General features: G+C 42.3%; 6 protein-coding genes. 5 read left to right on the top strand and 1 reads right to left on the bottom strand.

Features of this window, described 5'->3' with window-relative positions; translation table 11 throughout:
* The first annotated feature begins 505 nt into the window (after window positions 1-505).
* The gene (locus O9295_RS26540) at window positions 506-3,238 is read left to right on the top strand and encodes an AAA-like domain-containing protein (protein ID WP_288036260.1); all 2,733 of its coding nucleotides are present in this window, start codon (window positions 506-508) and stop codon (window positions 3,236-3,238) included.
* Here O9295_RS26540 and O9295_RS26535 read toward each other — a convergent pair.
* A complete protein-coding gene (locus O9295_RS26535; protein ID WP_288036259.1) occupies window positions 3,235-4,677 on the bottom strand; it encodes an AAA-like domain-containing protein in 1,443 nt (480 codons plus the stop codon). The two genes, O9295_RS26540 and O9295_RS26535, sit on opposite strands and share 4 nt — an antisense overlap.
* Before the next feature lie 623 nt (window positions 4,678-5,300).
* On the opposite strand from O9295_RS26535, the gene O9295_RS26530 reads away from it, so the two are divergent.
* From O9295_RS26530 to O9295_RS26515, 4 genes are all read left to right on the top strand, one after another.
* Window positions 5,301-6,230, top strand: coding sequence for a VOC family protein (locus tag O9295_RS26530; RefSeq protein ID WP_002732692.1), 930 nt, complete (start codon window positions 5,301-5,303; stop codon window positions 6,228-6,230).
* A gap of 31 nt (window positions 6,231-6,261) precedes the next feature.
* Window positions 6,262-6,924 carry a nitroreductase family protein gene (locus O9295_RS26525; RefSeq protein ID WP_288036257.1) on the top strand — a complete coding sequence of 221 codons (663 nt, stop codon included), beginning with the start codon at window positions 6,262-6,264 and terminating at the stop codon, window positions 6,922-6,924.
* A gap of 93 nt (window positions 6,925-7,017) precedes the next feature.
* Complete coding sequence (locus O9295_RS26520; RefSeq protein WP_288036256.1) at window positions 7,018-10,812, top strand: AMP-binding protein; 3,795 nt, start codon at window positions 7,018-7,020, stop codon at window positions 10,810-10,812.
* 195 nt (window positions 10,813-11,007) lie between these two features.
* Window positions 11,008-16,449, top strand: a complete 5,442-nt coding sequence (locus O9295_RS26515) for a type I polyketide synthase (protein ID WP_288036254.1) — start codon at window positions 11,008-11,010, stop codon at window positions 16,447-16,449.
* Window positions 16,450-16,463 lie beyond the last annotated feature (14 nt).

Raw genomic sequence — 16,463 nt, 5'->3', positions numbered from 1 at the left:
GATTCCTAAACCTCACGATTTAAGTTTCTGCTTCCACCACCGTCGCATACCACAGTTAAAAAACCATGTACTGTCTTACACAGAGTCCACAGACTTTCGCCCCATTTCAGAAGCCCGATTCCGTGTGTCCCACGGTACGTTTCCAGCTAAACGCTTCTTGTACTTGTTGCGCGCGACTTTTTACCCGGCCAAGCTTTTCTGGTCGGAACCCCCTAAGCCGAGTTTTCAAGGCTTCGGCCGTGAGCTCAGCCGAACGGTGCTGCGCCGTCCACTTGGTTTTCGAGACTGGCCTTTTAATTCTAACGTAAAGCCAACCTAGAACGGCGGGGTTTCAGACCCAAAATTTCCGATGAGTTTACCCTAAGAAAATATGCCAATTTCATTCAGAGTAGAACTAGCTTACCAATAATCGGCTATGAGTGAGCGCGGTTTTTTTCTGGATTTATCACCGGGGTTAGTGTAGTTCAAACTGGTATTACTTACCCAAGTTTTGGTTATCTGGTCAATGAAATACCGAAATATGCAAGAAAACGGAACCGCCGAGAATGTTTATAAGTTTTCTAGTACCTTATCTCCTTCCGATCCAAGCTATGTGGATAGAAGGGCTGATCTGGAATTGTACCAAGCTCTGATGAACAGTCAGTATTGTTATATTTTCAATTCTCGCAAAATGGGCAAGTCAAGTTTGACAGTACGCATCCAAACTCAAATTGAAGCCCAAGGAGTTGCCTGTTCCCGTATAGACTTAAATGAATTAGGGACATCAGTAGATCAATCTAGCTGGTATCATTCCTTAATTCTTGAAATTGCCGAACAATTAAACCTAAACATGACGGATTTAGAATCTTGGATCGCCAGTCAATCTGTTTCTAATGTTGGGTTACTTAGACAATTTATTAAAGAAATTTTATTGAGAAAAATTTCAACCAGCATGGTTATTTTTATTGATGAAATTGATGTGGTTAGAAAACTACCCTTTGCTACTGATGACTTTTTTGCTTACCTTAGGTCTTGTCATGAAAAGCGAGTTATTAATGCAGATTTTAATCGTATTTCATTTGTTTTAATTGGCACGGCTACCCCCAATCAATTAATTCAGGATAGTCAAAGAACTCCTTTCAATATTGGTAAAGCAATTGAATTAAATGGACTGTCGTTAGAAGATAACTGTCAACCCTTGATGCAAGGACTAGAAGGGTTGGGTGTGTCCCCTCAAGAAATTCTACAAGAAATTTTTAGCTGGACTAATGGTCAACCTTTTCTAACTCAAAAATTGTGTTATTTAATGGCCAAGTTTAAAGTTCAAATACCTCGGTCTCTCTTATCAGCTTGGATGCGAGATTTTGTTTATAAACACATTATTGATAACTGGGAAAAAAAAGATGAACCTGCTTTTTTATCAAGTATAAGAGAGCGACTTATTTATCATCCTGATCAAGGGTATTTACTAAGGGTTTATGCTAATGTTTTAAAAGGTAAATTGGTGAAAGCGAGTAACACACCAGAACATGATGAATTATTACTATCTGGATTAGTTATCGTCGATAATCAGGGCTATCTTAGAGTGGCTAATGCTATTTATCAGGCAATTTTTAATCAAAAATGGTTATATAATGTATTAGCAGCTAGTCGTCCTTATCAATCGGAAATTGCTAAGTGGGAAGACTCAAATTTTACCGATACAAATTGTTTACTGACGGGGAAAAAGTTAGAGGAATCTAAAAAATGGCAAGAAGATAAAGAATTAGATAGTATCGATTATCGTTTTTTAGCAGCCTCTGAAAGCATTACTCGTCAAAAACAATCTCGTTTATTTATGTTGGTAGCGGGAATATTTACTAGCATTGTTACAGGGTTACTTGGGTTGGGATTCTACCAGTCATGGCTGTTACCTTACTTTTATAAAATCCCCTATACTAAGGAGCCTGAACTATTTAGCCAAGGCGAAAAAAAGCTACTTATTAAACAGGAAAATTTTTATAAAGATCGGGGTATTTTAGCTTTTAAAAATGCTAATTATCTGGAAGCTAAACAGTTATTCAAAAAAGCCTATCTTGCTCATCCTGAAGATGCAGAAACATTAATTTATTATAATAATGCCATCGCTTATTTAAGTAATAATTATGTGACTTTGGCGGTGGTTATTCCCAGTGGCAAAAAAAATGAAATTTCCCAAGAAATCCTGAAAGGGATTGCTCAAGCACAATATTTATTTAATAGCCAATTACCGACAAGTGCGAATAATTTATTTTTAAATATCGTTATTGCCAATGATAATAATGATGAAAAAGTTGCTAAGATAGTCGCCAAGGAAATCGTTAAAGACCCCAAAGTTATTGGAGTAATTGGACATTATTCTAGTGAAGCCACCTTAGCAGCTTTACCTATCTATGAAAGAGCCAAAATTACTTTAATTTCTTCTACAAGTTCCTCGAATGTAATTGAGAGTGAATACTTTTTTAGAACCGTTATCACCAATGAAAAAATTGGTGAAACTTTAGCTAATTATGCCAGCCAACATGATCTAGATAAGGTAATTATTTTTAATAATTCTAACCAGATTGATAGCCAAGAACTTACTCAAGAGTTTCATCAAGCTTTCCAAAAAAAAGGCGGTAAAATCACTAAAGTAATTGATTTATCATCTTCCCTAGATATTGACGCAGAAGTTTTAAAAGCATTTTCCCAAGATCAAGTTAGAGGAATTGTCTTATTTCCCAGTTTGGAATCAGCTTCTGTGGTAGTGGAATTATCCCATACTCTTGAACAGTTGAATACCAGTACCACTCTAGAACTGAAAAATAAGCTAGTTCTTTTAGGGAGTCATTCCATGTATGAACATGAAATGTTGGTTGATAGCGGTAAATTTATTGATAATTTAGTTTTGGCTGTGCCTTGGTTTTCCCATCTAATTAAGTCCCAAAATTTTGTCAGAGATGCTCAAGCTTTATGGAAAGAAGATATTAGTTGGCGAACCGCTACCAGTTATGATGCAGCCCAATCATTTATAGCTGCTATTAGAGCCTTGCAATCCCAGAATAAAATTTCTTCAGAGTTGATACAAGAACATTTAGAAAACCTCAATCTTTCGGCCAGTTTGACCTCAGGCAATTCTCTCAGGTTTGTAGATAATGAATCCGAATCTAATCGAGAACCAATTACTGTCAGGGTTAAGAGTAAGTTAGAAGCAAAACTTGAAAACTCAATTCAGTTTCACTGGGAATCTCAACGAGACTAATCAAGTAAATCGTCAAAATATACTTGATACAAATTGCAACGAACCTCTAGGGTATCATAACTTTTGTGGATCAGTCCCAATCGTTCCAAAAATTGGACAGATTCTCCTTTCATTTGAGCCGGAGTCAGAGCTTTTTTCTGAAGAATTTGCCTAAAAATATTCTGGAGGTTAGCATTACTTTTCAGATATCTCATCAGTAGGAAAAAATGACTTTGAAATGGCTCTCGTCCCTGCAAGGCATCATCTAGAACCTTTTCTAGAGAATTCCCTTCTTGCAATTTTACCAAGATTAACTTAATTAAATAAGGATTACCTCCCACTAAGTTCATGACCTTGTTAACATCTGATAACGTCCAATTAATGCCATTAACTTGAGCGAAAGTGAGAACTTGTTCCGCATTAAAATCCGATAAACTAGCCACATAACCTACACCAATTAAGGGAGAGGCATAAAAATCGTAGTTGCTATAAAATTCCGTTGAATGAATAATAATTAAGCGCAGTTTCCGCCAAGGTTGGGAACGTCTTTCATGCCAACTTCTGAGAATACCACAAATTTCATTACCGAGTGTTTCAGTTTCCAAAATTGTATCAAATTTTTCAAAGACAAAAACCAGAGGATTAGCACTGGGTTGGAGAACATATTCCTCTAAATATCGTCGAGTTTTGTGGGCAGGAGTTCCGGGACGAGACCAAAATTTATCGAGAAGAGATTCGTTAATCTTTAATTCTTGGGTAATGGTACGACAAATCGACAGCAGCAAGTCTTCACAACTAAGGGCAATAGTAGCTTTTTCCTCCTCACAATCAATGATAACTGGTTGATAATTATCTTGTTTGAGATGATGGACTAACCAATTAACTAAACGGGTTTTGCCACTATTATGAGGTGCGCGAATTCTTAGCAACGATTGTTCTTGCTGAAGAACTTTGAGACAATTTTCCTCCAGAGGTGGACGTTTTACATAATCCTTAATATAGGTCTGATAATCCTGTTGTTTTTCCTCATCTAAAGAGGAGAAAATAGCAGCAATTGCGGGAGATTGATGTTTACTTTTGTTTGCCCACTCTTGATCAAAGCTCCTTAGGTTAGTTAAAATATCATGACCCCGTTGCCAAAAAGTAATTTGAAAAGTACGAATTTTTCCTTGATTATTGAGACGATGATCTTCCAAAATACCTAAAAACTTTTCGTTAAGATATTCCGTCAAAGCATCCCGAATTTGCCATAACTCCAGCCTTTGACCACATTTTTCTGTCAGCATTTCTAAAGCATTAAGTTCGGCTTGAATTTTCAATTTTTTCTCATTAATCCAGCTAAATTTAATAGCCAGATTTTCACAATTATCTACCTCGTAGTTAGCAAACTTTAACAGAGCATTAAGTAGATATTTGGTTCTTTGCCTGGGAATATCCCCATAAGTAACTTTTCTAGACATTATCTCAAGTTTAGTAATTAAGGACTTTGCTGATAATTGAGAAATTTAAGTAATAATTTGGTTACGGATTAAACTTAAAACAGTGAGTTTCCTATCCTCCTTTTTGAGTGCAAGCTTCGCTCCCCTGTTTAACGGCGTGCGCTAAATCCAAGCGAATCGATTTTTAGGGGTACTGGCAAGGTTTGATTCATCCTCCACAAAGGTTTCTCTGCTATTTTATGAGTTTTTTCACCTACCCACTTAGCCCTATTTGGCGGGCCTGGTGGTTGTGGCTGTTGACCATCCAAGTATTTCCAAGTAGTAACATGAATTTCCCGTTATGGCAACGATAGCGGATTTTTCTAGACGACCTTGACCACATCTCTCAAAAAAATTTTCCGCAAAACCCCGAAGTTCCCCAAGGTTTTTCTCCACCCCCAAGTTACTCAAACTCCAGTCTGGGATAGCAATTGAGGGCAAGAAAAATTAGCCTTTGACTGTGGGTGTACTCACAATGCCATAATCAACCACAACAAGGTTCAGATTTTCTTAATAGTCTTTTTATCCTTGCTATGGCAGCACTTTGACCGATATCTGTCTGGCTATTTTGTGCCGAATTAGACAACTCCACTGGTTGACCGACTATGACTAAAATTGCTGATATTGCCTACGTTACCTATCAACATCCGGATTTAGACCTGTGCGAACGTTTTTTGAGGGATTTTGGCCTGATTACCGCAGTTAAAACCGATACAGCCTTGTATATGCGAGCTAGAGGCAAAAAACAGTTTGTCTATGTCGTAGAATGGGGAAAAGAAGCTAAATTTGTCAGTTTTGCCCTAGAAGCGACATCAGAATCCGTCTTACATGAACTAGCCACTTTAGCCTCCGCTTCGACCGTGGAAACCCTGTTCACCCCCGGCGGTGGTCAGCGCATCAAAATTATTGACCCCAACGGTTTTAACCTAGAATTGGTCTACGGTATCGAGGAAGTGGAACCTTTGCCGATTCCTGAACCCTTGCAATGGAATCACGCTAGTCGCAAAACCCGTTTAGGTCGCACCCAAAGGCCGAAAAAAGAACCCGCACCTATTTTACGTCTAGGTCATCTAGCTATTGATGTCAAAGACTTTGAGGAAAGCTATCACTGGTATCAGCAGACTTTTGGCTTAAAAGCAACAGATTTAATTTATTACGGCCATCCCAGTTTACGAGTCGGGGGTTTTCTTCGTTGTCAACGGGGAGAGGAATGGGTTGATCATCACACCATCGCCATGTTGCAAGGTTCTCACCCCAAAGTCCATCATACTGCCTTCGAGGTGCAAGATTTTGACTCTATTAAAATCGGCCACGATTGGTTACGAGAAAAAGGATGGACTCCTGTGTGGGGTATTGGTCGCCATTTGTTGGGAAGTCAAGTGTTTGACTATTGGCAAGATCCTTTCGGTAGCCTCATTGAACATTTTACCGATGGGGACCTTTTCGAGCAAACCACCGAGCCAGAACTTCACGCGGGTGGGTTAGATATTCTCTATCAATGGGGACCGGCGATTCCCGAAAGTTTTTTAGGTTAAACCGTTGAAAACGTCTCATAAAAGGGTTTAGATGATGAATATTGCTGAAATATTTCAAAAAAGACGCTCTACTCGTAAATTTCGCACCGATGCCATTCCCGAAGAAATTTTAGCCGAAATTTTTCGTTTAGGATTCCAAGCTCCCTCTAGTTATAATTTGCAACCATGGCGATTTATAGTGGTTAGAGAACCAGAAAATAAGGCAAAATTGCGAGAATTCGGCTTTGAACAAGATAAATTAGTCGATGCACCCGTGGTTTTAATCTGTTGTGGCGATCGCCAAGTTAACCATCGTGGTTACATTAATCAAGTGATTGAGTTAGGAAAACAAGAGGGGACGATTTCCGAAAAACGGGCCAAGTTCATGCACATGGCCATTCCGCCTTTTTTCCAATTTAAACCCTGTTATCAGTCTCCAGAAGCTTGGAGCAACCGACAGGTTATGATTGCGGTTACTTATCTCATGATAGCGGCGCAAAGCTTGGGGGTGGATAGTTGTCCCCTAGAAGGATTTGTGGCTAAACCCTTGCGCGAGTATTTCCAAATTCCCGATACGGTCGATGTCTGTTGTCTCTTAGCCTTGGGATACGCTGATGAACCCTTGAGCGAGTATGGGGGACGTTTTGGGACTCAGAAGCTCTGCTATGGCGAAATTTACGGAGAAACCTTTAATTTAAGCCCAAATCAATCCTAGAATTCCAGTCGCCCCCCGTCACCAGAAACTTTTCCCGGTGCGAGAGGATTAAATCTTTGTCTTCGATTCCATTTAATAATAGGGAGTAAAAAAATGACTCTTTGTTTAGATACTAAGCTTAATTTGTCAGAAATAAGCAGTTTAGTCGATATTATTCGTTATCGCGCCCAATACCAACCCCACAAAACTGCTTATACCTTTTTAGTCGATGGCGAAACCGAAGAAAAACGCCTTACCTACGGGGAATTATTTCTGGAAGCGCAAGCGATTGCCAATAGTCTCCAATCCATTCTATTACCGGGGGAACGAGTTTTATTGGCATACCCTTCGGGATTAGAGTTTATTACTGGGTTTTTCGGCTGTTTATTAGCAGGAGTAGTGGCAATTCCAGTTAATTTGCCCAAGAAAAACCAAAAGATGGCTCGCTTAACTTCTATTATTAATAATTCGCAAGCAAGCTTACTTTTAAGCACACAATCGGAATTAGACCAATTAAAAAGGCAACTAGACAGAGATATTCCCTTTCTAGCTACGGATAGCTTAATCGGCAAAAGTTTAGCCGAAGACCACCCCACTCAGATAAAAGCAGAGACCTTAGCCTTTTTACAATACACCTCTGGTTCCACGGGGACTCCCAAAGGAGTGATGGTCAATCACGAGAATCTTTTGACCAACCTCCGAGATTTAGATTTAGGTTGGGAACACGATGAAAAGAGCGTTATGGTGACATGGTTGCCAACTTTTCATGATATGGGGCTAATTTATGGCATTTTACTGCCCTTTTATCGAGGATTTCCCTGTTATCTAATGTCCCCAGTTTCCTTTTTACAACGTCCTTTCGGTTGGTTAAATGCCATCAGCAAATACAGGGCCACCCACACTGCCGCCCCTAATTTTGCCTATAAACGTTGTCTTGACAAGATTAAAGAGGAACAGCTGGCGGATTTAGACTTAAGCAGTTGGAAAGTGGCTTTAAATGGGGCAGAAACGGTCAGAATAGAAATTTTAAGCGAATTTGCTCGTAAATTTGCCCCCTGTGGTTTTGAGTTTGCCGCTTTTTGTCCGGGTTATGGTTTAGCCGAGGCCACCTTAAAAGTTGCTGCTGTCAGGAAAAATCAAGTTCCTCAAATCTGCTGGGTTGAAAAAGCCGCTTTAAACCGTCATCAAATCGTTTTTACGGAAAAAAGCCCAAATTCTCAATCCTTAGTCAGTTGTGGACAAACAGAAATCGACACAGAAATTGCCATTGTTAATCCTGAAACCTGTCAACGCTGTCCCTCCCAGCAGGTGGGAGAAATTTGGGTGAAAGGCAAAACCGTTGCCCAGGGCTATTGGCAACATCCCGAAGCTACAGAAAAAACTTTTCAAGCAGTTATCGCCGATACCAGACAGGGTTTTTATTTGCGTACAGGGGATTTAGGTTTTATTCATCAGGGTCAACTATACATCACCGGACGCTTGAAAGACCTGATGATTATTCGCGGCGGTAACTACTATCCCCAGGATATCGAACAGACCGTAGAACAATGCTATCCCGACTTTTGCCCCAGTGGAACTGCCGCCTTTACCGTAGAAATCGAGGCAGAAGAAAAGTTAGTCCTGGTTCAAGAGGTAGAAAGAACGGCAATTCGCCGTTTTAACCAGCAAAAAGCCCTAGAAGCAGTTCGTCGAGCGGTTTTTCAAGAACACGAATTGCAAGTTTATGATATCGCTTTTATCAAACCCGCATCTCTGTCCAAAACTTCTAGCGGCAAAATTCAACGCCACGCTTGCCGTCAACAGTATTTAAACCAGCAACTTCCACTAATTTCATCTCCTATGCCGACGCTAACCCCCCCCCTCAGCAGTCACCAAGCTGGCCCCACAACCGCTAGTCAAGAAAAAACCGAGCAAATCTTGACTTGGTTGCGAGATTACGCCAAAACTCGTATTAATTCCCATCTGATTGATGACCGTCGTTGTGTGCCGCCCTATATTGTCATGGATTTTGGCAATCAAGGACTGATGGGAATGCAGATTCCTGAAGAATACGGGGGAATAGCCCTTAATAATCGCAATTTTTTGCAGGTGATGGAACAATTAGCCGCCATTGATTTAACTCTGGCGACGATGGTCAGTCTCAATAACAGCTTAGGTATCCGTCCGCTGCTCAACTACGGGACTATTTCCCTCAAGCAAGAATTATTACCTCTTTTAGCGACAGGAAGACAATTATCCTCCTTTGGCATGACGGAACCGGAAGCAGGAGCGAATATCGGGGCAATTAGTACCGTTGCAGTGCCGGATGGTCGAGATAAATGGCGAATTCGCGGCCTTAAGCGTTGGAATGGTTCTGCTTGGGCCGGAATGATTAATGTTTTTGTCCGTTTGCTTGATTCGGAAGAACCGGGGAATAACGGTTTGACAGGTTTTCTTGTCCGTCAAGGCACCCCCGGTCTGCGTTTGGGACCTGAATCCCTAACTATGGGATTACGGGGAATTATGCAAAATGCCATCTATTTTGAGGATGTTTTAGTCACTAAAGAGCAATTGCTGGGAGAATTGGGCAATGGCACTGAACCCGCCGACGATGCTTTACTTTATGCCCGTTTAGGTATTGGCATGATGGGAGTTGGCGGCATGAAACGCTGTTTACAATTAATGTTACGTTATGCCAGCCGTCGTTCGATCGCTACAGGTAAATTGCTAGAAAGTCCGATTACTTTAGCCCGTTTTGACCATTTAACTGGGGCTACGGTGGCCTTGTCCAGTCTCTTAAAGTGTATCACCACCGCCTTAGACCAAAAAGTTGCCGTTCCCAGGGAAATGGCAGTTATTGCCAAGATTACGGGGGCTGATTACCTCTGGGAAGCGGCCGATAGTCTCGTTCAGATGCTCGGGGGTAGAGGTTACATGGAAACTAATCTTGCCCCGCAAATTCTCCGGGATGCCAGAGTTTTACGAATTGGCGAAGGTCCTAACGAAAGTTTGAAAATCTTTTTGGGCAAAAGTATCACCCATACGGACAAATTAGGCGAATTTCTGACAAAAGTTCTGGAAGCGCCCGAGATTGCCCTGCAACTCCACAGCACCGCCCAATCTATTAATCAGCGTTGTCTCCAGTCTAATCTCTGGGGTGATCGTTCTGCCGCCTTAGCTTGGGCCTATTCTTTAATCGGAGAATTGGGTTGTTACGCCGCTTTAGTAGCAACAACGGCGAAAATGGCCCAAATTCACCCCGGGGAAAAGTACAGTCATGCCCTAGCTTGGAGTCAATTGCAGTTTGATTTATCTGTGCAGAAAGCTCTCCGGGGAACACCCGAAGAAAACTTTGCTTCTTCGGTGGCGACTATCCGCGATCGTATCCTCGATTATACTCAATCTATTGATGATATCGAACAACGTCTAGAGGGTTCCGATTATCAACTCGACGAGTTATTGACGTTGGAACCAGAAGCTAAACAGACTCATCCTCAAGCTGAAACTTCTCTGGTCGAAATTGCTAGTCAACCGCGGCAAGACCGAGTAAATAGCCCCTCTAGTCCGAAAAAGTCCCTTCTTAGCCAACAAACTCCCGAAAAGGTGGAAATGTGGTTAGGTAATTGGTTACACCAGAAATTAAAGGTCAATCCAGCCACTATCCAAACCAGCCAGTCTTTTGCTGATTTTGGCTTAGATTCAATTTTTGCCGTGGAATTAGCCCAAGATCTTGCCGATTGGTCGGGAATCCCCGTCGAAGCCACCATTGTTTGGAATTATCCCACTATTGATAGTTTGGCAGAATATTTAGCTAACCAGATTAATCAAAGCAATACTGGGGCTGAATCGGCAAATAATCGGGGAAAAAGCGAAATTTTAGCAGTTTTACCCCAAATATCCGAAGAAGAAATCTCTGCCTTCTTTAGTTAATCGCTGGTGGGGATAGGATAGCTAATTTCCCTTGTCCTATCCCCCACCTCGGAGTCACGGGGACAATTGTGACTATGCCACTAAATTTTCCCATCCCGACAGTATCAAGGTTTTTCCTGCTTATCCGTGACTTTTTCCCAAGCATAACCTGAGATGAAAGTGACGTGACATAACAAGACAAGAGTTGTTAGGAAGATGAATCAACAAAAACAAGCTTTTTTAGAACAAGACAAACACCTCGATGCAATGGTCAAAGCGCAAACCGAACCCATCGCTATTGTGGGTATGGGCTGTCGTTTTCCCGCAGGAGTCAATGATTCCGCAAGTTATTGGCAGTTATTGGTTAATGGCATCGATGCAGTAACAGAAATTCCCCTAGAACGTTGGAATATTGCCGATTATTATCACCAAGATGCCGATGTTCCGGGGAAAATGTATAGTCGGGAAGGGGCATTTTTAGACAAAGTTGACGAATTTGACCCAGCTTTCTTCGGCATCTCACCCCGGGAAGCCGCCGCCATGGATCCGCAACAACGGTTACTGTTAGAAGTCTGTTGGGAATCCCTAGAAAATGCGGCTATTGCGCCAGAAAGTTTGATTAATAGTCAAACTGGCGTATTTATGGGCATTTTTCGCGATGATTATGCCCAATTGTGTTTTCATCAAGGCGTAGTCAATCACATTGATGCTTACAACAGTTTAGGAACCAGTCGCGCTATTGCCGTCGGCAGAATCTCTTATCTATTTGGGTTTCACGGTCCGACTCTGCAAATTGATACGGCCTGTTCCTCCTCCCTCTTGGCAGTACATTTGGCCTGTCAAAGTCTGCGCGGCCAAGAATGTAATCTCGCTTTAGCGGGGGGTGTGAATCTGATGTTAACCCCGGCCACTGCGATTAGTAATTGTAAATTAAAAGCCGTTTCTCCCCAGGGTCGCAGTAAAACCTTTGATGCTTCGGCCGATGGTTATGGTCGGGGCGAAGGTTGCGGTGTCGTGGTCTTAAAACGTCTCAGTGATGCTCTCCGAGATGGCAATCTCATTTTCGCCCAAATTCGCGGTTCGGCTGTCAATCACGATGGAAAAAGTAATGGCTTAACCGCCCCCAATGGTCAGGCACAGGAAGCTTTACTCAGACAAGCCCTCGAAAGAGCGAAAATTCAACCTAAAGATCTACAATACGTCGAAGTTCACGGTACAGGTACATCTTTAGGAGATCCCATCGAGGTTTTATCCTTAGGCAAAATTTATGGCCGGGGTCATAGCCAAGATAATCCCCTGATTTTGGGAACCGTGAAAACTAATATGGGGCATCTGGAAGGAGCTGCGGGGATTGCGGCGTTAATTAAGACAGTTTTACAGCTACAAAATCAGCAAATCGCCCCTAATCTTCATTTTAAGAACCCTAATCCCTATATTCCCTGGGAAAAACTGCCGGTCAAAATCCCCACCACTCTTACCCCTTGGTTGGTCAGAGAAGGAGTCCGACGGGCTGGAGTGAGTGCTTTTGGGATGAGTGGCACTAACGTCCATTTAATCGTGGAGGAAAGCAATTTTGAGCGGCTTGGTGACGAAAAACCTCATTTAGAACGTCCTTGTCATTTAATTACCCTTTCGGCGAAAAGTGAGCCGGCCTTACGGGAATTAGCTCAACGCTACTACGATTTTTTCGGTCAAAATTCCCAGACGGTCATGGCAAATGTGGCCTATACCGCTAATACTGGGCGATCGCATTTTGAGCATCGTTTAGCTATTCCCTTTGTGGCTCAAAAACAGCTTGAGCAAGCTTTAAAAGACTTTATTAGGGGTGAAAATCGCTTTTCAGGTCAAAAAAGTCTTTTAACCTCGAAAAAAGCCCCTAAACTGGCTTTTATGTGTACGGGACAGGGTTCACAGTATCCCGGAATGGCTAGGGAACTCTACGAAACGCAACCGACTTTTCGCCAAACTTTAGAGAAATGTGACGAAATTTTACGGAGCTATGGGGTGAAATCCTTACTGCAAGTGTTATATGGGGACGAAAAAACCAGTCAGTTGATTAATCAGACTTTTTACAGTCAAATTACCCTATTTTCTCTGGAATATGCCCTCGCTCAACTCTGGTTATCTTGGGGAGTGAAACCCGATGCTCTCATCGGTCATAGTTTAGGGGAATATGTGGCCGCTTGTTTAGCGGGAGTCTTTAGCTTAGAAGACGGTTTGAAGTTAATTGCCCATCGGGGACGCTTAATGCAGACATTACCGAAAAACGGCATAATGGCGGCAATTTTTACCGATTCCGACACCGTGACCAATCATCTGAGGAAGATTAGGGGCATCTGTACCATTGCTGCGGTCAATAGTCGAGAAAATACAGTCATTTCTGGCGAAACTGAGGCTATTAACCATTTAATCGCTAACTTTAATCAGAGAGGCATTGAAAGTCAGACTTTAGCGGTTTCCCATGCTTTCCATTCTCCCTTAATGACGGGTATGGTGGGAGAATTTGCCAAGATTGCCGAAACTATCACCTATAATTCCCCGCGTCTTCCCCTTATTTCTAACCTGACTGGGGATGTTATCGATGCAGAGATAGCAACTTCCCAATATTGGGTTAATCATCTACTGTCTCCCGTAGAGTTTGCCCGGGGTATAGAAAGATTAGGAGAGTTAAATACGGAAATATTCCTAGAAATTGGCGCAAAAACCACATTAATTAACCTAGGTCAGCAAAATCTCCCCGACCAAGGTCTCTGGTTAGCTAGTTTATCCCCAAAACAGTCGAATTGGGAAACCCTGCTCCAAAGTTTAGCGACCCTTTATGTAAAAGGGGTCAAAATTGACTGGAATGGATTCGACCTGGATTATTTACGCGAAAAAATCCCCTTACCTACCTATCCCTTCCAAAGAAAACGCTATTGGTTAGATTACATTGATTCTCAGCTAAAAACCCCGACAGCAGCAGCTTTCCACCCTCTCCTACAGCAACCGCTGCATCTATTGGGGTCAAAGGATGTTCACTATCAATCCTCTCTTTCTCCCTGCTCTCCGAGCTATCTGCAAGAACATCAAGTTTTTGGCCAGGTAGTTTTCCCGGCCGCGGCCTATCTAGAGATGATTATAGTGGCAGCCGGTCAACAATATCCCAATCAGCAGTTTACTATTGGCCAATTGAGTCTGAATCGACCCTTAATTTTCTCAGAAAACCAGAGTAAAAAGGTACAGTTAAGCTTACTAGCGGGGGGACAATTTCAGATTCTCAGTCTTGGGGAAGGGGAAGTTTCCCTACTGCATCTATCCGGTAATTTAACCAATGAAAACCAGGACTTACCCAGCGGCAATTGGACAGATATCCGGGACCGTTGTCACCAAAAAATCGAAATCGCACAGCATTATCAGGACTGTTTAAGTAAAGGAGTGAACTACGGGGAAAGTTTTCGAGTTATCCAGCAACTTTACCGCAATCAGTCCGAAATTGTCGCAAAAATTCAACTTTCTTCCCATCTCATCTCGCAAGCGGTGGATTACCAGCTACATCCTGTCTTACTTGATGGTTGCTTTCACGCTATGTCGGCACTATTTCCCGCGGGGAATAGCACCTATCTTCCCACTAATATTGATCGATTGACCTTTTCGGGAGTTAAGGACACCTCTATATACTGTCATGGTCGCTTCAGCCATAGCAATTTGCAAAACGGCATCTTAATCGCTGATTTGACTATTTTCAGCGAATCGGGTCAATTAATTAGCCAAATTGACGGATTAACTTTTCAACAGGCCCGGCCAGAAACCCTCTTTTCCCAGACCAACGACCTCAAGGATAGTTTATACGAAATTACTTGGCAAGCCACGGACTTGACGGGAATGGATTGGACAGAAACAGGAGATTGGTTAATTTTTGCTGACAAAAAGGGAGTGGGGCAACAATTAGCCGAAAAATTGGCGCAACAAGGGCATAGATGCCAACTTATCACCGAAAACAATCGCCAGACTTGGCAATATTTCCTCAAAAAACCCTATCAAGGTCTAATTTATCTCTGGGGAATCGATGACGACCAAGCTTTAGAAAATAATCAAAACCTAGCCGTCACTCAGGAGCGAATTTGTGGAACTTTGCTGGAAATAGTGCAAGAACTAGGCAAAATAGAGGTTAATTACTCTCCTCGCCTCTATATTGTCACCCAATCGGCTCAATACATTCCTTCTCAGCCCACAGTGATTGCCCTTGCCCAAAGTTCCCTCTGGGGATTAGGACGGACTATTGCCCTAGAATACCCAGAATTGCGCTGTCTGTGTCTAGATGGAGATAAATTTCAGGATAGCCACACCTTAGCCCTAGAGGTGTTCCAATCTTTACAAAGTGCGGAGGAGGAAAATCAAATCGCTTGGCGGCAAGGCCGGAGCTATGTGGCTCGTTTAGGGCGGTTTATCCCGAAATCGTCGCTAAAAAACCGAGAAATTGCCGAAAATGCCACCTATCTTATTACTGGTGGTCTAGGGGCCTTAGGGCAGCAAGTGGCTAATTGGTTAAGGAAAAAAGGAGCAAAATCCCTCGTCTTACTGAGTCGCCGGGGAATAACTCCAGAAACCCAACCAATTATAGACCAATGGCGACAAGAGGGAACCAATGTAGAAGTTTTTGCCGCCGATGTTAGCGACTTTGGCCAAATGCGTCGGGCTTTTGAGATAATCGAGCAACAGTTACCCCCCTTAAAAGGCATTATTCACACGGCCGGGGTGTTAGAGGATGCCAGCTTATCCAAACAGACTTGGGAGAAATTTGAGCGCGTCTTTTCCCCCAAAATACTCGGCGCTTGGAATTTGCATCTCCTCAGTCAAGAAGTTGATTTAGACTGGTTTATTAATTTTTCCTCGATGGCCTCGGTGTTAGGGTCTTCTGGACAGAGTAATTATGCTAGTGCTAATGCCTTTTTAGATAGTCTAGCTCATTATCGTCAAGCGCAAGGACTGCCGGCCCTGACCATTAATTGGGGTCCCTGGGCAGAGGGTGGTATGGCCGAAAATTTAGGCGAAAAAGCGAAAAAAAGGCTAATTAAACAGGGTTTTACCCCTCTTGATCCCCAAAAATGTTTGCATCTCCTCGAAACATTGCTGACGACTTCTCGGACACAGGTAACTGTCGCTTCTCTCAATTGGAATAGCTTTTTTAACAGTTTCGAGAATCAAAAAATTCCGCCTTTATTACGAGATTTCCAGAGTTTTTCAGCCCCAAAATTAACCCCAGACAATAATTTTATTGATGTCTTAAGGACAGTACCAATTGAGGAGCGTTTTGCGGCTTTGACTGCTCATGTTCAAGGGATTGTAGCGGAAATTCTCGCTATTCCGGCTAGAGAATTTACCCAAGTTGACCAAGGTTTTTTTGAGTTGGGGATGGATTCTTTAATGACGGTGGAATTACGCAATCGTTTAGCCAAGGATTTAGGTAAATCTCTGGCGGCAACTATCACTTTTAAATACCCAACAGTGACCAGTTTGGTCGATTATCTGGTAACTGAAGTTATTGACCTTGACTTTAGTTTAAAACCCTTAGCAATAGGAGCAAATCAAGATAGCAATATTGATCCCCTCAACGAAGAAGACTTATCCCTAGAAGAATTGTCCGATTTACTGCTACAGGAATTAAATTCCTTAAGCTAGAAAAGCAGACCTCA

The sequence above is a fragment of the Microcystis sp. LE18-22.4A genome (assembly GCF_027531105.1).
Classification (GTDB): Bacteria; Cyanobacteriota; Cyanobacteriia; order Cyanobacteriales; family Microcystaceae; genus Microcystis; species Microcystis aeruginosa.
Note: the sequence above shows the minus strand (reverse complement) of the source record. Positions and strands in the feature narration are given on the sequence as shown.